Below are 19,709 nucleotides of genomic sequence, written 5' to 3' on the forward strand. Positions count from 1 at the left end.
GCGATGCCCAGGGAGAGTCGCATGAACGAATCACCAGTCACGCAGCCCGTCCCGGACAGCGAGATCCAGGACGGGAGGACCCCGGCCGAAGGCTCGCTGATCGAAGCCGACGAACTGATCGAGGAGGTCTCCATCGACGGCATGTGCGGCGTCTACTAGGCGCCGCCGCATGACCGCCGTGGACCTCGACCACGCCATGGACCTCGACCGCGCCTGGGACCCGCATCCGCAGGTCTCGGTGCGGCCGGAACCCTTCGGCGCACTGCTGTACCACTTCGGCACCCGCAAGCTGTCGTTCCTCAAGGACCGGCGGCTGCTGGCCGTCGTCCAGGCGCTCGCGGACGCGCCCACCGCCCGTGCCGCCTGCCTGGCCGCGGGTCTCACCGAGGCCGAACTGCCCCGCTACGGCCGGGCCCTGGCCGTACTCGCGCAGTCCTCGATGCTCGTCGGGAGGACCTCATGACCACCACGCCCGCCCCGTCCCGGCTGGTCGACCTGTTCGAGCACGGGCTCGCCGCACCGATCTGCCTGACCTGGGAACTCACCTACGCCTGCAACCTCGCCTGCACCCACTGCCTGTCCAGCTCCGGCCGCCGTGACCCGCGCGAGCTGAGCACCGCCGAGGCCAGGGCCGTGATCGACGAACTGGAGGCCATGCAGGTCTTCTACGTCAACATCGGCGGCGGCGAGCCCACGGTCCGCCCCGACTTCTGGGAGCTCCTGGACTACGCCACCGCCCACCACGTGGGCGTGAAGTTCTCCACCAACGGGGTCAGGATCACCCCCGAGGCCGCCGGGCGCCTCGCCCGCAACGACTACGTGGACGTCCAGGTCTCCCTCGACGGCGCGACCGCCGACGTCAACGACGCGGTCCGCGGCCCCGGTTCGTACGCCACGGCCGTCCGGGCCCTGGAACGCCTCGCCGCCGCCGGCATGAAGAACTTCAAGATCTCCGTGGTCTGCACCCGGCACAACATCCCGCAGCTGGACGCCTTCAAGGCGCTCGCCGACCGTTACGGCGCCCAACTGCGCCTGACCCGGCTGCGCCCCTCCGGACGCGGCGCCGACGTCTGGGACGACCTGCACCCGACCGCCGCACTGCAACGCGAGCTGTACGACTGGCTGCTGGCCCACGGCGAGCACGTGCTGACCGGCGACTCCTTCTTCCACCTCTCCGCCTACGGCCAGGCGCTGCCGGGCCTCAACCTGTGCGGCGCCGGCCGCGTCGTCTGCCTGATCGACCCGGTCGGCGACGTCTACGCCTGCCCGTTCGCCATCCACGACGAGTTCCTGGCCGGCAACGTCCGCGGGCCCGGCGGGTTTTCGGGGGTGTGGCGCGACTCGGAGCTGTTCCGGCGGCTGCGGACCCCGCAGCACGGCGGCGCCTGCGCCTCCTGCGCGTTCTACGACACCTGCAAGGGCGGCTGCATGGCGGCCAAGTTCTTCACCGGCCTGCCCCTGGACGGACCGGACCCCGAGTGCGTACAGGGGTACGGCGCGGAGCGGCTCGCCCGGCGTGACCCGGCCCGGCTGCCCAAACCGTCCGGCGACCACTCGCGGGGCCCCGTGGACCTGGTGCTCACCCGCCGCCCTCCGGTGAGCGAGTGCGCCGAGAGCCCCCTGGCCGGGCTGGACCCGACACCCACCGGAAAGGGCGGGACACATGCCTAGGAACCCCTGGTTCGAGACGGTCGCCGAGGCCCGGCGCCGGGCGAAACGGCGGCTGCCCGGCTCCGTCTACGGCGCGCTCGTCGCGGGCTCGGAGCGAGGCCGCACGATCGACGCCAACACGGAGGCCTTCGCCGAACTGGGCTTCGCGCCGCGCGTCGTGGGCCACCACGCGGAGCGCGACCTGTCCACGACGGTCCTCGGCGTGCCCACCGCACTGCCCGTGCTCATCTCGCCGACCGGGGTGCAGGCCGTCGACCCGGACGGGGAGGTGGCCGTCGCCCGCGCCGCCGCGAACCGGGGCGTGATCATGGGGCTCAGCTCGTTCGCGAGCAGGCCCGTGGAGGAAGTGGCCGCCGCCCAGCCCGACTTCTTCTTCCAGCTGTACTGGAGCGGCTCCCGCGACACCATGGTGCAGCGCATGGACCGGGCCAGGGCGGCCGGTGCCAAGGCGCTCATCGTCACCCTCGACTGGTCGTTCTCCCACGGCCGGGACTGGGGCAGCCCCGCCATCCCGGACAGGCTCGACCTCAGGACCGTGCTGCGGTTCGCCCCCGACGTCCTGCCCCGGCCCGGCTGGCTGTGGCGCTACGCCAGGTCGGGCCGCGTCCCCGACCTCACCGTCCCCAACCTGACCGCCCCCGGCGGCGAGGCACCCACCTTCTTCGGCGCCTACGGCGAGTGGATGCGGACCCCGCCGCCCACCTGGGAGGACGTCGCCTGGCTGCGTCAGGAGTGGGGCGGCCCCTTCCTCCTCAAGGGCGTCTCCCGCGTGGACGACGCCAGGCGGGCGGTCGACGCGGGCGTCTCGGCGCTGTCCGTGTCCAACCACGGCGGCAACAACCTCGACACCACCCCCGCCACCATCCGGCTGCTCCCCGCCGTCGCGGAAGCCGTCGGCGACCAGGTCGAGGTGCTGCTGGACGGGGGGATCCGGCGCGGCGGCGACGTGGCCAAGGCACTCGCCCTCGGCGCCCGCGCCGTCCTGATCGGCCGCGCCTACCTGTGGGGCCTCGCCGCGAACGGGCAGGCCGGTGTCGAGAACGTGCTGGACATCATGCGCGGCGGACTGGACTCGGCCGTCCTCGGCCTCGGCCACGCCTCCGTACACGAACTGACCCCCGACGACCTGGCGATACCGCCCGGCTTCCGGCTGACGCTGGGCGGCACCGCGCACACGCCGTCGGCCCGCGCGACAGCCGACGCCGGGTCCACGGCCGCCTGACATGTCCAAGGACCCGGCGCCGCCCGCCCTGACCGACGCCGTCTGGCCGGCCGTGCCCTCCGGGGGGCTCGTCCTGGTCCCGGTCGGGTCCACCGAGCAGCACGGCCCGCACCTGCCGCTGGACACCGACACCGTCGTCGCCCGTGCCGTCGCCCGGCGGACTGCCGATGCCCTCGCGACCGGACCGTACGGTCCGCCGCTGGTGGCACCGGCCGTGGCCTACGGCGCGAGCGGCGAGCACGCCGGCTTCCCCGGGACCGTCTCGATCGGGCACGAGGCGCTGCGCGCGGTCGTCGTGGAACTGACCCGCTCGCTCGCTCTGTGGGCGGGCCGGATCGTGTTCGTCAACGGCCACGGCGGCAACACGGCCACGCTCGACGGGGCCCTCGCCCTGCTGCGCTCCGAGGGCCACGACGCCGCCTGGACCGCCTGCGAGGTGCCCGGCGGCGACGCGCACGCCGGCCGCACGGAGACCTCCCTGCTGCTGCACCTGGAACCCGGACGCGTCCACCTCGACGCCGCCGTCGCGGGCGACACCCGCCCCCTGCCCGTCCTCCTCCCGGAACTGATGGCCCGAGGCGTCCGCGCGGTCTCCGCCTCCGGCGTCCTCGGCGACCCGGCCGGCGCCACGGCCGACGAGGGGCGGCGCGCGCTGACCGCGCTGGTCTCCACCACGGTCCGCCGCGTCACCGCGTGGGCCCCCGACGACCGGGGCCGGCTCACCGACCGCTGACGTCGTCCACCGCTGCGAAAGGTGCCCGCCGATGACCCTTCCCCTCGGCTTCGTCGTCGAGTTCGACCGGCACACGCGGGTGGTCGACGGCGGCCGGGCGCTGCTCGGCGGATTCCCGACCCGGCTGCTCAAGCTGACCCCGAAGGCACGGCGGCTGTTCACCGGACGGGTGCTGGCCGTACGGGACGCGGCAGGGGCGCTGCTGGCGGACCGGTTGCTGGAGACCGGCATGGCGCATCCCGTCGTCGGCTCGCTGCCGGCGCCGGCGGACCCCCGGTACACGGTGGTCGTGCCGGTCCGCGACCGCCCGCGCCAACTGGACCGCCTGCTGCGGAGCATCGGCCCCGGCCGCCCGGTGATCGTGGTCGACGACGCGTCCCGGCAACCGTCCGCCGTGGCCGCCATCGCGGCCCGGCACGGCGCCCGACTGGTCGCGCTGGCCGTCAACGTCGGCCCCGCCGGGGCGCGCAACGCCGGACTGCGCCTGGTCACCACCCCGTACGTGGTCTTCGCCGACTCCGACACCGTGCTCGACCCCGACACGGTCCCGACCCTGCTCCGGCACTTCGCCGACCCCCGCGTCGCGATGGCCGTCCCCCGCATCACCGGCCTGCCCGCCCCGGCCACGACCTGGATCGAACGGTACGAGAACTCACGGTCCTCGCTCGACCTCGGCGGGCATCCGGCCCCGGTACGGCCCGGCACGCCCGTCGCCTGGGCCTCCTCCGCCTGCGTGGTGGCCCGCACCGACGCGCTGGGCGAGGGCTTCGACGCCGGCATGCGGGTCGGCGAGGACGTCGACCTGTGCTGGCGGCTGGTGGCCGAGGGCCGCCGGGTGCGGTACGAACCCGCCGTCCGGGCCGCCCACGAACACCGGGCGCGGCTGGGGGACTGGCTGCGGCGCAAGGCCTTCTACGGCACCGGGGCGCAGCCCCTCGCCGAACGGCACCCCGAGTCCGTCGCCCCCGTCGTGTTCGCCCCGTGGAGCACCGCGTTCGCCGCCGCGCTGCTCGCCGGGCGGCGCTGGTCGGCACCGGCCGCCGCGGCCGTCCTCGGGATCGTCACCGTGCGCATCGCCCGCAAGCTCGACGGCACCGAGCACCCCTACCGGCTGGCCGTGCGGCTCACCGGCAACGGGGCCCTCGCCACCCTCGCGCAGACCGGTGCGCTGCTGACCCGCCACTGGTGGCCGGTGACAGCCGTCGGCTGCGTGCTCTCCGGCCGGGTGCGCCGGGCCACCGCGGTCGCCGCGCTGGCCGACATCGCCCTCGAATACCGTCGGGATCAGGCCACTCTCGACCCGCTCCGCTACGGCATCGCCCGCCGCCTCGACGACCTCGCCTACGGCTCCGGCGTCTGGTCCGCCGCCCTCCGGGCCCGCTCCGGCGCCGCGCTGCGGCCCCGCGTCACCCGCTGAGACGGCCCAGTCCCGGTCAGCGGAAAGCGCCCGGCCGCCGCCCGCCCCCTGCCCCGACACTGGGTCATCCCGCCGCCGGCGCCACGCCGCGCGGGCGATGGACCAGTCACCAGGAGGTGGGCGGAGTGACGCACGAAGTGGTCGGCCGTGTCGAGGAGTCGGGTCCGGAACTGGCCGCACTCGCCGACGAGAACGAGTCACTCGGCAAGCTGAGCGACCGTACCGTCGAACTGCTGCGTTCCGCCGGGGTCATACGGCTGCTGCAGCCCAAGGAGTACGGCGGTTTCGGCGCGCATCCGCGGGACTTCGCGGAGGCGGTGATGGCGGTCGCGCGGCACGACGGAGCCGCCGGCTGGGTGTGCGGTGTCGTCGGGGTCCACCCGTGGGAGCTGGCCCAGATGGACCCGCGGCTCGCCCACGAGGTGTGGGACGCCGACCCGGACACCTGGATCGCCTCCCCGTACATGCCCAACGGCATCGCCGAACCGGTCGAGGGCGGCTATGTCCTCAGCGGCCGCTGGCCGTTCTCCTCCGGCAGCGACCACTGCCGCTGGGACTTCCTCGGGGCGCTCCTCGGCGACGGCAAGGGCAGGCCCGCGGGGCCGATCACCGTGATGCACGTGGTGCTGCCCCGCTCGGACTACGAGATCATCGACGGCACCTGGGACGTCGTCGGCCTCTCCGGCACCGGCAGCAAGGACGTCGTCGTCGACAAGGCGTTCATCCCGGAGTACCGCACCGTGCGGCAGGAAGCCGTGCAGGACGGGGCCGCCGCCGAGGCGATCGGGCTCACCGACACGCTCTACCGGCTGCCGTTCGCCTCGATGTTCCCGCTCGGGATCACCGCGGCCGTCATCGGCGTCTGCGAGGGTGCGCTCGCCGTCCACCTCGGCCAGCAGAAGGACCGGGTCGCGGTGACCGGCGTCCAGGTCCGCGACGACCCGTACGTGCTCTACGCGGCCGGGGAGGCCGCCGCCGAGATCGCCGCCTCAAGGGTCCAGCTCATCGACGGCATCAGCCGGTTGTACGACAAGGCCGAGGCGGGCCGGCCGATCACCATCGAGGACCGGGCGAACGTGCGGCGCAACCAGGTGCGTTGTGCCTGGCGGGCCGTCTCCGCCCTGGACGAGATCTTCGCGCGGTCCGGCGGCAACGCGATCCGGCGCGGCAACCCGATCCAGCGGTACTGGCGGGACGCCCACGTCGGACTCCAGCACATGATCCACGTGCCCGGCACGGCGTACCACGCCAACGCCCTGGCGCAGATGGGGCTCGAACTGCCCGAGGCGATGCGGGTCCTGATATGAGGGACGGCGCGGTCCGTCCCCGGGAGGTGGATGTGGTCGAGGGCCGCCGGTTCCGTGACGTGCTCGGCAACTTCCCGACCAGCGTGGTCGCGATCACCACCACGGACGCCGCGGAACGCCCGCACGGGATGATCGTCGGCACCTTCACCTCGGTCTCCCTCGAGCCGCCCCTGGTGTCCTTCCTGGCCGACCGGTCCTCCACCACCCTGGGGACGATCAGGGCCGCGGGCCGCTTCTGCGCCAACGCGCTCGCGGGCGACCAGGAACGGCTCTCCCGGCGGATGGCGGCCGGCCCGGCGGGCGAGCGGTTCACCGACATGGCCTGGGAGCCCTCGCCGCTGGGCAGTCCCGTCCTGGACGGGGTCGTCGCCTGGGTGGACTGCGCGGTGGCACAGGTCGTCGAGATCGGCGACCACCTGCTGGTCGTGGGCCGGGTCCACGACCTGTGCGTCGAGTCGTTGAAGACCCCGCTGCTGTTCTTCCGCGGCGGATACGGCGACTACCTCTCCAGCGCGGCGCTGCTGCTGGACAGGCTCGTCGGCTGGGACGAGATCGGTCGGTAGGCACCGGTCGGAGCAGCCGGCCGGCGGACGCCGGCCGGCCCACAAGGGAGCCGCAGTTGAGAAGAGACCTCTACCTGAGACTGGAACGCATCTCGGCCTGGTGCGGAGTCGTCCTGCTGATCGGCTTCATCGCCGCCTTCGGCGCGGGCCACCTCCTCACCCCGGTGGACCCGCAGATGAGCCCCGCGGACCTCGTCACGTTCCTGCACGACCACCGCACCGGAATCCTGTGGTGCACCGTGATCATGGTGCTGGCCGTGCCCTTCGAGTACCCGTACGTCGTCGTGACGAGCCTTCAGATGAAGCGCGTCGAAGGCGGCTGGGGCCTGCTGTCCATGATCCAGCTGACCACCGGCGTGGTCGCCCCGCTGGGCTTCTTCTTCCCCCTCGCCATCCTCTCCGCCGCCGCGTACCGGCCGGAGATCCACTCGCCCGACGTGCTGGCCGCGCTGACCGACACCTTCAACCTCATGCTGGTGGGCAACGCGTGCATCTTCGTCCTCCAGGTCTGGTCGATCGGCTGCACCGCGTTCGTCGACCACCGCGACAAGCAGGTCTTCCCCAAGTGGTACGGCTGGCTGAGCATCGCGCTGGGCGTGCTCCTCATCCCCGGAGCCTTCGTCTTCGTCGTCCACAGCGGGCCGTTCGCCTGGAACGGCGTCCTCGCGAACACGATCCCCTCGCTGACGTACTTCGTCTGGAAGATCGCCACTCCTTACGTCCTGCTCAAGGCGATCAGGTCGGAGGAGCAGGAACTGGCCGGCCGGCCGGAGGCCCGGCCGGTGGCCGTCTGAGCGCATGCCTGTGGCCGTGACCCGCACCGGGGTCACGGCCACAGCCCATGCCGTCAGACGGAGAGCGCGAACCCGCCCGTCACCCGCAGCGTCTCACCGGTCACGAAGGACGCCTTCGAGGAGACCAGGTAGAGCAGCGCCTCCACGACGTCCTCCTCCCGGCCCTCCTGCGGCAGGATCTGCTCCCCGAGGACACGCTCCGCCTCGGCGGGGGAGAGCTGGGCCCGCACCGCGTCGGTGAAGATCAGGCCCGGCGCGATGGCGTTGACCCGGATGCCGTCGGCGGCGAACTCCCGCGCGAAGGACACCGTCAGACCGCGCACGGCGAGCTTGGACACGCCGTAGATGCTGCGGTTCGCGTAGGCCGCCGACGAGGAGATGTTGACGACGCAGGCGCCGGTACGGCCCTTCATGGCGTCGCGGGCGGCCATGGTGCAGATGACGGTGCCCATGATGTTGACGTCGACCACGCGCCGGACCTTGGCCAGGCCCAGTTCGGCGAAGGGTTTGTTGTAGGCGGCGTGCAGACCGGCGTTGTTGACCAGGATGTCGAGTCCGCCGTGGCGTGCGGCTATGGCGTCCACCACGGCGCCGACGCCGTCCTCGTCGGCGACGTCACAGGCGACCCCGGTCGCGCCCCGGCCCCGTGCGGTCAGCTCCCGGGCCGCCTCGGCCGCGGCGTCGCCGTCGATGTCGGCGAGCACGACGTGCGCCCCGAGCGCCGACAGCGCCTCGCCGAACGCCTTGCCGAAGCCCCGGCCGCCGCCGGTGATCAGGGCGACCCTGCCCTGGTGCGGTGTGCTGTCCGGCATCAGAGTCCCACCTCCGTCACTTCGGTCCGAACCGCTGGCCCGCGTCCAGGCGCAGGCACTGCCCGTTCAGCATCGGGTTGTCCACGACCGCCAGCGCGAGCCTCGCGTACTCCTCGGGCCGGCCGAGGCGCCGCGGGAACGCGGCGTCCTTCACCAGGGCGGCCCGCGTCTCGGCGGGGATCTTCTCGGTGGCACCGGTCTCGAACAGACTCGGCGCGATGGCGACGACCCGGATGCCGAGGGAGCCGAGATCCCGGGCCATCGTCAGGCTCATGCCGGCGATGGCCGCCTTGGCCGCGGAGTACGCGACCTGTCCGATCTGCCCCTCGAAGGCGGCGATCGAGGAGGTGTTGACGATGACTCCGCGTTCGCCGTCGGGTTCCTCGGGCTCGTTGCGGCTCATGTGCGCGGCGGCCAGCCGGCTGATGTTGAAGGTGGCGACGGCGTTCAGGTCGAGCACCCGCCGGAAGGTCTCCAGGTCGTGCGGACCGTCCTTGCCGAGGGTGCGCCGCACACTGCCGCCGCCCGCCGTCGTGACCGACACGTGCAGCCCGCCCAGCGCCTGTACGGCCGCGTCCAGCGCGCTCTCGGCCGCCGCGAAGTCGGTCACGTCGACGGGGTGGAAGCTGCCGCCGAGCGCGGCGGCGACCTCCCCGCCCGCCGACGCCGGACGGTCCAGTACCGCGACGTCGGCGCCGCGGGCCGCGAGGAGTTCGGCGGTGGCCCGGCCCATGCCGGAGGCGCCGCCGAACACCACCGCCTTCTTTCCCTTGATCTCCATGGAGAACCTTTCGGATCCGTCCGCTCACGCGGGTGCGGGAGACGCCCGCAGAAGGGTGCACAGCCGGTCGCGGTGGACGGCGGCATCGCCGTGCAGCACGCTGTCGGCCCTGGCCCGGCGCAGGTGGAGGTGGAGCTCGTGTTCCCAGGTGAAGCCGGTGCCGCCGTGCAGTTGGAGGGCCCGGCCCGCGACCTCGCCCGCCGCGGCCGCCACGTACGCGGCGGCGGCGCAGGCGGCCCGGCCGGCGTCCGCGGCGCCCGCGTCGGCGGCCATCGCCGCGTACCAGGTGGCGGCGCGGGCGCCGTGCACCCGCAGCGCCATGTCGGCGCAGGCGTGCTTGACGGCCTGGAAGGTGCCGATGGGCCGGCCGAACTGGACGCGGGACGTGGTGTGTCCGACGGTGAGCTCCAGCATGCGCGCCATCACCCCGAGCGCGTCGGCGCAGCGCAGCACCGACGCCTCGTCCAGCAGCCGCTGGATCTCGCCGGGCCCGGCACCGAGCCGGCGGTCCGGCGGCACGCGCACGCCCTCGAACCGGACCTCGTGGAACGAGCGGGTCAGGTCCAGGACCCGCTGCCGACGGACGGTCACCCCGGGGGCCGTACGGTCGACGAGGAAGGACGCCGGGATTCCGTCCTGGCGTGCGGTGACGAGCAACCAGCGGGCGCCGCCCGCGTCCTGCACCGCCGTCTTCACCCCGTCCAGGACGACCGTGTCCCCGGCGGAGCGGGCCGTGGCCCGTATGCCGTCCAGGGACCACGGGGCGTGCGGTTCGGCGAAGGCCCAGGTGGCCCAGTCCGAGCCCGCGGCGAGCGCGGGCAGCACCTCGGCGCGCAGTGCGGCCGACCCCGTGGCGGCGAGCGCCCGGCCGGCCACGGCGGTGGGCGTGACCGGGCCCCGGCCGAGCGCGCGCCCCATCTCCTCGGAGACGAGGGCGAGTTCGACCAGGCCCTGGCCGGCGCCGCCGTACTCCTCGGGCAGGCCGAGTCCGGGCCAGCCGAGGCCTGCCGTCAGCCGCCACACCTCGGGATCGACGTCCTCCGCACGGTCCGCCCAGGCCCGCACGTGCGCGATCGGGGCCCGCTCCGACAGCAGCTCGCGCGACGCCGCACGCAGGAGGTCCTGCTCTTCGCTGAGCTCGAAGTTCACCCGAGCAAGGTATCCTCTTTTTTTCGGGCGGTCGAGATTCATGGGCCACATCGGCCGCGACCTGTCGATCGATCGACGAGTTGAGTACTCTTAATTCCATGGTTGATGCCGTTCTTCTCTCCGCGTGCCGTACCGCCATCGGAACCGCCCGCCGGGGGAGCCTGCGGGACACCGACGCCTTCGAACTCGCCGCCCTCGTCGTCCGCGAAGCCGCTCTGCGCAGCGGACTGCCGCCCGAGGCGATCGACGACGTCGTCCTCGGCGAGTCCCTGTCCGGCGGTGGCGACATCGCCCGGCACGCGGCCCTGCGGGCAGGCCTGACCCATGTCCCGGGCCTGGCCCACAACCGGCACTGCGCCTCCGGACTGGCCAGCGTGGCCACCGCCGCGGCCGGTGTACGGGCCGGCATGGACCGGGCCGTGATCGCGGGCGGCACGCACTCCTCGTCCACCGCCCCGCTGGCCCGGCGGCGGATCCCGGGCACCGACGACTGGCAGGACCCCTGGACGGCGCCGACCCATGTGCCGACGCCCGAGGCGCCCAACGACGACATGGGGGTCCTCGTCGGCTGGAACACCGCCCGGCTGGCCGGGCTCACCCGCGAGGAGATGGACGCCTGGGCGCTGCGCTCCCACGAGCGGGCCGTGCGCGCCGTCGACGAGGGCCGGTTCGCCGACGAGATCGTGCCCGTACCGGTCACCGGCCGGGACGGGACCGCGTCCGTCTTCGACACCGACGAGCACCCGCGCCGCGACACCAGCGCCGAGAAGCTCGCCGCGCTGAAGGTGCTGCACCCCGAGATCGAGGGGTTCTCCATCACGGCCGGCAACTCCAGCGGCGTCAACGACGGCGCCGCCGCGGTCGTCGTCGCCGGCTCGGACCTGGCCGCCGCGCACGGGCTCACCCCGATCGCGACCGTACGGTCCTGGGTGAGCGTGGGAGTGGACCCCGTCGAGACGGGGCTCGCGCCGGTCGCGGCCATCCGCAAGGCCCTCGACCGGGCCGGGCTCGGCATCGGCGACGTCGACCTGTTCGAGGTCAACGAGGCCTTCGCGGCCGTGGCCGTGGCGACCACCCGCGAGCTGGGCCTCGACCCGGAGCGGGTCAACCCGTTCGGCAGCGGCTGCAGCCTCGGGCACCCGATCGCCACCACCGGCACCCGCATGGTCGTGACCCTCGCGCACGAACTGCGCCGCCGGGGCGGCGGGACCGCGGTCGCCGCCATGTGCGCGGGCGGCGGCATGGGCTCGGCACTGGTCCTGACGGTGTGACCGGTCGACCGTCGGGCAACGGCACGGGCGGCACGTGTCCCGGCGTGCCGCCCCGGCCGACCGCTCTCAGCGTGCCGCCCAGCTGACCGTCTTGGTCTGCAGGTACTCGTCGAGGCCGAACTCGCCCCACTCCCGGCCCAGTCCGCTCTGCTTGTAGCCGCCGAACGCGGCCCGGGGGATCACTCCCGCACTGCTCGCGTTGATGGCGACCGCGCCGGTCCGGATACGGGACGCCATCTCGTACGCGGTCACGGTGTCGGCGCTCCACACGGCGCCGGCCAGACCGTAGGGACTGTCGTTGGCGATCCGCACCGCCTCCTCGTCGTCGGCGAAGGGGATGACGACGCCGACGGGGCCGAAGAACTCGGTGCGTGCGATGGTCATGGAGTTGTCGACGCCGGCGAAGAGCGTGGGTTCGACGAAGTAGCCGCGGTGGAGGCCGGGGGGTCGGCCGCCGCCGCAGACGAGACGGGCCCCCTCTTCCTCGCCGACGCGGATCAGCTTCTCGACCTTGCCCCGCTGGGCCTCGCTGATCAGCGGGCCCATGGTGGTGGCCGGGTCGGCCGGATCACCGACCTTCACCCGCGCGAGGGCCGCGGTCAGCCGGGCGACCAGTTCGTCGTGGACGGACTCGTGGACCAGCGTGCGGGTCAGCAGCGAACAGCCCTGTCCGGCATGGGCGGTGATGCCCGTGAGCGCGGCGCGGACCGCCCCGTCGAGGTCGCCGTCGGCGCGGACGATGTTGGCCGACTTGCCGCCGAGTTCGAGGACGACCTTCTTCAGCGAGGCGGCGGCCTGGGCGTAGACCGTGCGGCCGACCGTGTCGGAGCCGGTGAAGCTCACCAGGTCCACCATGGGGTGGGTGGTCAGCGCCCGGCCCTCCGCCACGTCACCGGTCACGATGTTCAGGACGCCCGGCGGCAGCCCGGCCGCGTCCGCGAAGTCGCCGATCAGCAGCGACTCCAGGGGGGTGGTGGGCGCCGGTTTGAGCACGGCGGTGCAGCCGGCCGCCAGCGCCGGGATCACCTTCATCATGCTGAGGAAGAAGGGGAAGTTGTAGGCGGAGACCAGCGCGCACACCCCGAACGCCTCGCGACGCAGCACCCCCTGGGAGATGCCGGCGCCCGGCGTGATCGTGGGGTCCGTCGGACGCTCCCAGGCGAACCCGGGCATCACCCGCTCGGCCATGTCCCGCAGATGCGCCACCGGGACACTGGTCTGCAGGGTCTCGGCCAGGGCCCGGACCGAACCCGCCTCCGCCATGTTGACGGCGACGAGCTCGGGCAGCCGGCGCTCCATCGCGTCCGCCATGCGCAGCAGGACGCGGGCGCGTTCCCCGGGCTTCAGCCGCGGCCACGGTCCCTCGTCGAAGGCGCGCCGGGCCGCCCGCACGGCCTCGTCGACGTCGTCCGGCGAGGAGCCGGGGACCTCGGCGATCGTCTCCTCCGTCGCGGGATTGCGGACGGTCATCGGCGTGTCCGACCGTCCGTCGGTGCGCCGCCCGTCGATGTAGAGCTGCGCGGAGAACGCGTACGGCGTCGTCATGTCGGTCTCCTGGTCGCCTGCGGTGATACCCAGACCTGCGGATTTGAGTGTACTTAATTGAGGCATCACGGGAAGAGGGTCGAAGACTTCCCTTTGTCAGCAAGGCGTCAGGCTTCCGCGCGGAAACCGCCTGCTCAATCCGTATGCTGAATCATTGACTCGACCGGTCGGTACAGCTAACTTCGGCAGCATCAGCGGGTTGGATTTCTGCGACGAACGACGAGGTTCGAAAGAGGTACCGCCTGTGTTCAAGGAATTTGTCGTCTCCGGCGACTCGCACATCATCGAGCCGGTCGATCTCTTCAAGACCCGGCTGCCGAAGGGGCTGCGCGACCGCGCCCTGTGGGAAGAGGAGTTCACCCTCGACGAGCCGATCGTCGAGGGCGGGCACACCGAGTTCAAGAAGCTGCACACCATCGGGTTCGACGGCTGGACGATCTCCAAGTACCGGCAGACCGGCGGGGAGACCCCGGACGGCGATCCCGAGCACATCATCCGGGACATGAACTCCGACGGCGTCGACGCCTCGGTGATGTTCCCGAACCTCTCGCTGTTCGTCCTGTTCACGGACGACCACGAACTCTCCATGGCGCACGCCCGGGTGTGGAACGACTACCTGGTCGAGCGGTACCTGCCGTACAGGGACCGGCTGCGGCCGACCGCCGCGATCCCGCTCACCGACGTGCCCGCGGCGGTCGCGGAGATCGAGCGGGTCGCCCGCCTCGGGATCGGCGCGCTGCTGCTGCCGGAGATCCCGCCGCTGCCGTACTACGCGCGCGAGTACGACCCGGTCTGGGCGGCCGCGCAGGCGCACGGGCTGCCGGTCTTCATCCACGTGGCGACCGGCGGGGTGAAGGTCAAGGAGCAGGTGTCCGAGACGGCGCTGACCGTCCGCGGTCTGATGAACGCCATGAACATGGGCAAGGGCAACCTGACCGACGACATGGTGGCCGGCCGCACCATGGGCAGCGCGGTCGGCTCGGCCGTGGCCGGACCGCAGGGCATCATCGCCAGCCTGGTCGGCGGCGGGGTGTGCGAGCGCTTCCCCGGCCTGCACTTCAACCTGATCGAGTACACGGCCGGCTGGCTGGTCTCCTTCATGGGCTACATGGACAAGGCGTGGAAGACCGGCACCGGCCAGGACCCCGACTGGTGGCTCGGTTTCTGGGACGACAACCGTCCCCCGACCGAGCAGCACTCCATGGGGCGGCTGTTCGCCATCAACGACAAGTGGCCCTACCCGCTCAAGCCCACCGAGTACGTCCGGCGCCAGATCCACGTCCAGTTCGCCGACGACCCGACGGCCGTCAAGGCCCGCCACATCACCGGCCTGTCGACGGTGATGTGGGGCAACGACTACCCGCACGCCGAGGGCACCTTCCGCAGCAGCGAGGAGTGCATCGCGGAGAACTTCGAGGGCGTGGGCGCCGAGGACCGTGCCGCGATCCTCGGCGGCACCCTCGCGAAGGTCGTCGGCTTCGACACCAGCCGCAAGCTGGCGCCGGTGCCCGAGGGAGCCTGACGGCTCCGCCGGTGCCCCGGGGAGCCTGACGGCTCAGTCCGCATCCGGCGCGGCGCCGACCAGGGCCAGCCCGGCCCGGGCGTACGCGGCGCGCCGGCCGCGGCTCACCATGAAGCTCGGCGGGGCGAAGTAGCCGATGTCGCGGGGGAGCGAGCCGGCGCGCCGGGCCAGGGCGTCCTTCGCGTCGGCGGTCGTACCGCAGACCGCGATCCCGGTGACCATCTCGTCGGTGACCGCCCGGGCCATGGCGTCGGTGTCACCGGCCCGGAAGGCGTGGCGCAGCCGGGCGACCGGCTCCTGCCAGCCGTGGTGGGCGACGAAGGGGTCGTACGTCCGGACCGTGAGGTAGAAGGCGATCATGCGGCGGGCGTCGGCGATCGCGCGTTCGGGCGCGTTGTCGTCGACCGCCGTGATGATCCAGCCGTGTTCGAGCGGACGCGGCTCCGCCGGGCCGCGGTCGCCCGCCCCCCGGGCCACCGCGGGCCGGACGACGTCGTTCCACCAGGAGGCGGTGAACAGCCCGTGCCCGATGACGCCGTCGGCGGCCCGGCCCGCGGTGACCGCCATGCGGGCGTTGAACGCGGCGAGCAGGACGGGGATGTCCAGCCGGCCGAGCACGGGGGCCCGGACGTCGGCGTCCAGGTCGTAGAACTCGCCTGCGTAGCGGACCCGTTCGCCGTTCTCCGCGTGCAGCCAGGCCCGTACGGCACCCACCGTCTCGGCGATCCGGGCCACCGGCCGCTCCGCCGGCACCCCCAGCCAGTCCCGGTTGATCCGGAACGCCGCGCTGCCCAGCCCGAGGAACAGCCGGCCCGGTGCCCGGGTATGCAGCTGGCGCAGGGCGGTGGCGTGGGCGTAGGGAGTGCGGGCGAAGGCGTAGGCGATGGCCGGGCCCGCCAACGCCCGCTCGGTGTGCGCCACGATGTCGGCCACCGTGAGGTAGGCGTCGTGGTCGGCGAACTCGCCCGCACAGAAGGCCTCGACGCCGGCCTGCTCGGCCTCCCGTCCGACGTCCCGGCCGGGCCAGGGCATACCGAACCGCATGACAGCCTCCCGTTGAGCACCTCGACGTGACATCTGACATCAGTCAAAAAAGTACACTTATTTAAGTGCCGGCGGGAAGTCGTCAGCGCAGCGTCCAGTTCCCCCGGGGCACCGCGGCACGGTCGATCCCGGCCTTCCCGACCGGGTTCCCGAGCTGCGTGTACGACAGTCCGGTGCGCAGCGCCTGGGTGCGGGTCGAGTCGAGCGACTCCCAGACCGCGCGGACGGTGCCCTGGACGGCGGCCGGCGGCTTCGCCGCGATGAGGCGGGCGATGCCGTCGGCGCGGTCCCACAGCTCCTCGCGCGGCAACACCTCGCTGACCAGGCCGATCTGCAGTGCGCGGGCCGCCGACACGCGCTCGTCCAGGCCGAGCAGGGCGATCCGCAGCGCCTCGCCGAGAGGGACACGCCGGGCCAGCCCGATGGGTTCGAGGGCCGCCGTGAGCCCGTAGCTGACATGCGGGTCGAAGAACGTGGCCTCCTCTGAACAGATCAGGATGTCCGCCTCGTTGAGCCAGTAGAAGGCGCCCCCCGCCGCCATCCCGTGCACCGCGCAGACCAGGGGTTTCCACACCTGGTTCTGCTTCGGCGAGAGGAACTCGCCGGGATCCGTCTGCGACCAGACGTTGGGGTGGCGGTCGATCCCCTCCTTCACGTCCATCCCCGTGCAGAACGCCCGGTCACCCGCCCCGCGCAGCACGACGACGCGTATGTCGTCGTCGCGCTTGACGGTGTCCCAGAGGTCGGCGAACTCCGCCAGCATCCGCTGGTTGAATCCGTTCATCACCTCGGGCCGGTTGAGGGTGACGGTGGCGACGTGGTCGGTCACCTCGAACAGGACGGTCTCGAATTCCATCCGGCAGCTCCGTTCTCGACGCGATCGAGAAAAGTAGTATACTTTTCTCTGGTTACTCGGCGCCGCGGGTTCGGCGCCACGAGAGCCGCGGAGGACACTGCGATGAGGCCACGCGTGGGGCAGATGCTCGCCAGTACGGTCGACACGACGGCGGTGATCGTCGTGCGGTGCCCGGACGAGGAACTGGAGATCGGCTGCGGCGGAGCCGCCATGGTCGAGGCCGGCGGGAACGGGCACGCGGCGGGAGCCGCCGCCACCGGTACGACCGCCCCCGGACCGACGGGACCGACAGCCGGCTCACTGCTCGGGAAGCGGTACGCCGACGACGACCTCGGCGTGGAACTCCTGTGCACCAAGGCGGGACCCGGCACGCTGACGGTCAACGGCGTCCCGCTGCCGATGAAGTCCGCCAAGCCGCTGCCGGCCTCGGACTGAGGGGCGGGCCGGCCCGTGAACATATCGATGCTCCTGGACATGGCGGCCGAGGGTTTCGGCGACCGGGTCCTCGTGGGCCGCGCGGACGACGGCCTGACCGCCGCACGACTGCGCGAACTGGTGTCCGGCGGGGCGGAGTCGATCAGCGCGGCCGGGGCCGACGCGATCGTGTACCTCGCGGTGAACGGTCCGGCCCTCCCCGTCGCGCTCCTCGCGGCGGCCCGCGCCGGAGTGCCCCTGGTGCCGGTCAACTACCGCCTGGGCGACGCCCAGCTCGACGCCCTGCTGGCCCACCACCCCCGCGCGCTGGGCATCGCCGACCCGGCCCACGGCGCGGCGCTGCGCCGCGCGGGCCTGCCGGTCCACAGCCCCGCCCAGTGGCTCGCCCAGGCCGCCGGGCACGCCGACTCCGGTGCCGGCGCGGCCGACGACCACCCGGTTCCCGACACCCCGGCCGTGCTCATCTACACGAGCGGCACGACCGCCGCCCCGAAGGGCGTGCTGCTGCGCCACCACAACCTGGTCTCCTACGTCCTCGGCACCGTGGAGTTCGCCGGAGCCGGCCCCGACGAGGCCGCGCTGGTCAGCGTCCCGCCGTACCACATCGCCGCCGTGTCCAACGTGCTGACGAACCTGTACGCCGGGCGCCGGGCCCTCACCCTGGAGCAGTTCTCCCCGGACGGCTGGCTCGGCCTGGTGCGCGAGCAGCGGATCACCCACGCGATGGTCGTCCCGACGATGCTCGCCCGCATCATGGACACCGACGGCCTCGACCGGTCGGTGCCCTCGCTGCGTACGCTCGCCTACGGCGGGGCCCGGATGCCGGTCCGGGTCGTCGAGGCCGCCCTGCGGGCCTGGCCGCACGTGGACTTCGTGAACGCCTACGGGCTCACCGAGACGTCCTCCACCATCACCGTCCTGGGCCCGCAGGAGCACCGAACGGCCGTCGCGAGCGACGATCCCGCGGTCCGGGCCAGGCTCGGCTCGGCGGGACTGCCGGTGCCCGGCGTCGAACTGGAGGTCCGCGACCCGGCCGGCGCGTCGGCGGCCCCCGGCGAGACCGGGCAGATCTGGGTACGCGGCGAACAGGTCTCGGGGGAGTACGCGGGAGGAGGCTCCGCCGTCGACGAGCGGGGCTTCTTCCACACCCGCGACCGGGGCCGCCTCGACCGCGACGGCTACCTCCACATCGAGGGCCGGGCCGACGACACGATCATCCGCGGCGCCGAGAACATCGCACCCGCCGAGATCGAGGACGTCCTGCTCGGCCACCCGGACGTGCTCGACGCGGTCGTCGTCGGCCTCCCCGACGACGAGTGGGGGCAGCGCATCGAGGCGGTGGTCGTGCTGCGCGACGGGGGGAGCGTCGACCCGGAGGTCCTGCGGTCCGAGGTGCGCGCCACGCTGCGCGGCTCGAAGACGCCCGAGCGCATCACCCGCTGGCAGGAACTGCCCCGTACCCCGACCGGCAAACTGATCCGCCGCGACATCGTCGAGGCGCTCGCCGCCGAGACCGGGAACCGGACGGGGGCCGGCGCATGAGCGTCGTCGCCGACAGCGCGGACCTCACCGCGGAGCTGACGCGGCGGACGGCCCTCGCCCTGCGCGACTGGGCGCCCGGGGCCACGGTGGAGTCGGTCGAACCGCTCGCCGGCGGCACGTCGAGCCTCACGTACGTGGCCACGCTGACGGGTGCCCCCGCCGGTCACGAGCGCGTCGTCCTCAAGGTGGCCCCGCCCGGCCTGGAACCGGTCCGCAACCGGGACGTCCTGCGCCAGGCCCGGCTCATGCAGGTGCTGGCCGGGGTGCCCGGTGTCCGCGTGCCGAAGGTGCTCTTCTCCGACAAGGGCGCCCCGACGGCCCACCAGCCGTTCATGGCCATGGAGCTGGTGCCCGGACAGTGCGTGGAACCGGTGCTCGTGCCCCGCGGGACCGTGCCCGCCGGACAGGTGCGGGCCCGCGCGCTCGACGCCGCCCGGATGCTCGCCCGTCTGCACCGCGCGGATCCCAAGCGAACGCCCCTGGCGGTGGAGCCCGTTGTCACCCTCGGCGCCGAGATCGACCGCTGGGCACGTGCGTTCACGACCGTCCCCGCGGATCTGCGCGCCGGTTGCGAGGCCGTCGAGGAACGGCTGCGGGCGACGGTGCCCGCCGCGATGATGCCGGTGTTCACCCACGGCGACTACCGGCTCGGCAACACCCTGTGCGACGCCGACACGGTCAACGCGGTCATCGACTGGGAGATCTGGGCACTCGGCGACCCCCGCGTCGACATCACCTGGCTGACCTTCTTCACGGACGAGGCGCGTCATCCGGCGTCCGTGTCACCGGAGCCGACCGGAATGCCGGGCAAGGCGGAGCTGATCGACGCATACCAGGAGACGCGTGGCAAGCCGTTGCGTGACATGCCCTGGTTCGAGGCGCTGACGAAGTACAAGGAGGCGGCGGCGACGGCCCTGCTGATCAAACGGGGGCGGAAGGCGGGGCGGCTGACCGGGATGCATCGGCGGATGGGGCCGGCCTTGCCTGTGCTGCTGGCGGAGGCGACCGAACTGCTGCGGTAGTCGCTCGGCTGCGGGCGCGTGGG

Annotated in this window: 20 protein-coding genes; 14 read left to right on the plus strand and 6 right to left on the minus strand. The window is 73.0% G+C overall.

Annotated elements, in window-relative coordinates; all coding sequences use genetic code 11:
- Positions 1-21 precede the first annotated feature (21 nt).
- The 9 genes from mftA (at position 22) to ACIQVL_RS30870 (ending at position 7,707) form a co-directional block, all read left to right on the plus strand.
- Entirely contained in the window at positions 22-159 is a 138-nt protein-coding gene (gene mftA, locus ACIQVL_RS30830; protein WP_403438881.1) for a mycofactocin precursor MftA, read from the plus strand.
- A 10-nt stretch (positions 160-169) separates the two neighbouring features.
- A complete protein-coding gene (gene mftB, locus ACIQVL_RS30835; protein ID WP_403476955.1) occupies positions 170-463 on the plus strand; it encodes a mycofactocin biosynthesis chaperone MftB in 294 nt (97 codons plus the stop codon).
- On the plus strand, positions 460-1,671 hold the full coding sequence (gene mftC / locus ACIQVL_RS30840; RefSeq protein WP_403476956.1) for a mycofactocin radical SAM maturase: 1,212 nt from the start codon (positions 460-462) through the stop codon (positions 1,669-1,671). The genes mftB and mftC overlap by 4 nt, the downstream gene beginning before the upstream one ends.
- Complete coding sequence (gene mftD, locus ACIQVL_RS30845; RefSeq protein ID WP_403438875.1) at positions 1,664-2,893, plus strand: pre-mycofactocin synthase MftD; 1,230 nt, start codon at positions 1,664-1,666, stop codon at positions 2,891-2,893. Before mftC ends, mftD begins: the two co-directional genes overlap by 8 nt.
- Before the next feature lies 1 nt (position 2,894).
- Entirely contained in the window at positions 2,895-3,626 is a 732-nt protein-coding gene (gene mftE, locus ACIQVL_RS30850) for a mycofactocin biosynthesis peptidyl-dipeptidase MftE (protein WP_403476957.1), read from the plus strand.
- 31 nt (positions 3,627-3,657) lie between these two features.
- Positions 3,658-5,043: a mycofactocin biosynthesis glycosyltransferase MftF gene (gene mftF, locus ACIQVL_RS30855; RefSeq protein WP_403476958.1), complete on the plus strand. Its 1,386-nt coding sequence runs from the start codon at positions 3,658-3,660 to the stop codon at positions 5,041-5,043.
- Positions 5,044-5,168: 125 nt separating this feature from the next.
- The gene (locus tag ACIQVL_RS30860) at positions 5,169-6,350 is read left to right on the plus strand and encodes a hydroxylase (RefSeq protein ID WP_403476959.1); all 1,182 of its coding nucleotides are present in this window, start codon (positions 5,169-5,171) and stop codon (positions 6,348-6,350) included.
- A gap of 32 nt (positions 6,351-6,382) precedes the next feature.
- The gene (locus ACIQVL_RS30865; RefSeq protein WP_403476960.1) at positions 6,383-6,913 is read left to right on the plus strand and encodes a flavin reductase family protein; all 531 of its coding nucleotides are present in this window, start codon (positions 6,383-6,385) and stop codon (positions 6,911-6,913) included.
- Between the two features lie 56 nt (positions 6,914-6,969).
- Positions 6,970-7,707: a hypothetical protein gene (locus ACIQVL_RS30870; RefSeq protein WP_403438865.1), complete on the plus strand. Its 738-nt coding sequence runs from the start codon at positions 6,970-6,972 to the stop codon at positions 7,705-7,707.
- A 53-nt stretch (positions 7,708-7,760) separates the two neighbouring features.
- On the opposite strand, the gene ACIQVL_RS30875 is transcribed toward ACIQVL_RS30870, so the two are convergent.
- The 3 genes from ACIQVL_RS30875 to ACIQVL_RS30885 are packed head-to-tail and all read right to left on the minus strand — an operon-like array spanning position 7,761 to position 10,449.
- A complete protein-coding gene (locus tag ACIQVL_RS30875; protein ID WP_403438863.1) occupies positions 7,761-8,519 on the minus strand; it encodes an SDR family NAD(P)-dependent oxidoreductase in 759 nt (252 codons plus the stop codon).
- Between the two features lie 16 nt (positions 8,520-8,535).
- The gene (locus tag ACIQVL_RS30880; protein ID WP_403438861.1) at positions 8,536-9,300 is read right to left on the minus strand and encodes an SDR family NAD(P)-dependent oxidoreductase; all 765 of its coding nucleotides are present in this window, start codon (positions 9,298-9,300) and stop codon (positions 8,536-8,538) included.
- A gap of 24 nt (positions 9,301-9,324) precedes the next feature.
- Entirely contained in the window at positions 9,325-10,449 is a 1,125-nt protein-coding gene (locus tag ACIQVL_RS30885; protein ID WP_403438859.1) for an acyl-CoA dehydrogenase family protein, read from the minus strand.
- Positions 10,450-10,547: 98 nt separating this feature from the next.
- Here ACIQVL_RS30885 and ACIQVL_RS30890 point away from each other — a divergent pair, with 98 nt between their 5' ends.
- Positions 10,548-11,720 (plus strand): thiolase family protein, encoded by a 1,173-nt coding sequence (locus ACIQVL_RS30890; protein WP_403476961.1) that lies wholly within the window; start codon positions 10,548-10,550, stop codon positions 11,718-11,720.
- A 66-nt stretch (positions 11,721-11,786) separates the two neighbouring features.
- Here the strand turns inward: ACIQVL_RS30890 and ACIQVL_RS30895 are convergent, their stop codons facing one another.
- A complete protein-coding gene (locus ACIQVL_RS30895) occupies positions 11,787-13,265 on the minus strand; it encodes an aldehyde dehydrogenase family protein (RefSeq protein WP_403476962.1) in 1,479 nt (492 codons plus the stop codon).
- A gap of 244 nt (positions 13,266-13,509) precedes the next feature.
- Here ACIQVL_RS30895 and ACIQVL_RS30900 point away from each other — a divergent pair, with 244 nt between their 5' ends.
- Positions 13,510-14,787 carry an amidohydrolase family protein gene (locus tag ACIQVL_RS30900; RefSeq protein WP_403476963.1) on the plus strand — a complete coding sequence of 426 codons (1,278 nt, stop codon included), beginning with the start codon at positions 13,510-13,512 and terminating at the stop codon, positions 14,785-14,787.
- A 33-nt stretch (positions 14,788-14,820) separates the two neighbouring features.
- Here the strand turns inward: ACIQVL_RS30900 and ACIQVL_RS30905 are convergent, their stop codons facing one another.
- Together ACIQVL_RS30905 and ACIQVL_RS30910 are read right to left on the minus strand one after the other, a co-directional pair.
- On the minus strand, positions 14,821-15,831 hold the full coding sequence (locus tag ACIQVL_RS30905; RefSeq protein WP_403476964.1) for an LLM class flavin-dependent oxidoreductase: 1,011 nt from the start codon (positions 15,829-15,831) through the stop codon (positions 14,821-14,823).
- An 82-nt stretch (positions 15,832-15,913) separates the two neighbouring features.
- Positions 15,914-16,687, minus strand: coding sequence for an enoyl-CoA hydratase/isomerase family protein (locus tag ACIQVL_RS30910; protein ID WP_403438850.1), 774 nt, complete (start codon positions 16,685-16,687; stop codon positions 15,914-15,916).
- A gap of 102 nt (positions 16,688-16,789) precedes the next feature.
- Between ACIQVL_RS30910 and ACIQVL_RS30915 the strand changes: the two genes are divergently transcribed.
- From ACIQVL_RS30915 to ACIQVL_RS30925, 3 genes are read left to right on the plus strand one after another with little or no spacing between them, the layout of a single operon-like run.
- Positions 16,790-17,122: a hypothetical protein gene (locus tag ACIQVL_RS30915; protein ID WP_403438848.1), complete on the plus strand. Its 333-nt coding sequence runs from the start codon at positions 16,790-16,792 to the stop codon at positions 17,120-17,122.
- Between the two features lie 15 nt (positions 17,123-17,137).
- On the plus strand, positions 17,138-18,664 hold the full coding sequence (locus tag ACIQVL_RS30920) for a class I adenylate-forming enzyme family protein (RefSeq protein ID WP_403476965.1): 1,527 nt from the start codon (positions 17,138-17,140) through the stop codon (positions 18,662-18,664).
- On the plus strand, positions 18,661-19,686 hold the full coding sequence (locus tag ACIQVL_RS30925) for a phosphotransferase family protein (protein WP_403476966.1): 1,026 nt from the start codon (positions 18,661-18,663) through the stop codon (positions 19,684-19,686). Before ACIQVL_RS30920 ends, ACIQVL_RS30925 begins: the two co-directional genes overlap by 4 nt.
- The last annotated feature ends 23 nt before the right edge of the window (positions 19,687-19,709 follow it).

The sequence above is a fragment of the Streptomyces sp. NPDC090499 genome (genome assembly GCF_044769305.1).
GTDB lineage: Bacteria > Actinomycetota > Actinomycetes > Streptomycetales > Streptomycetaceae > Streptomyces.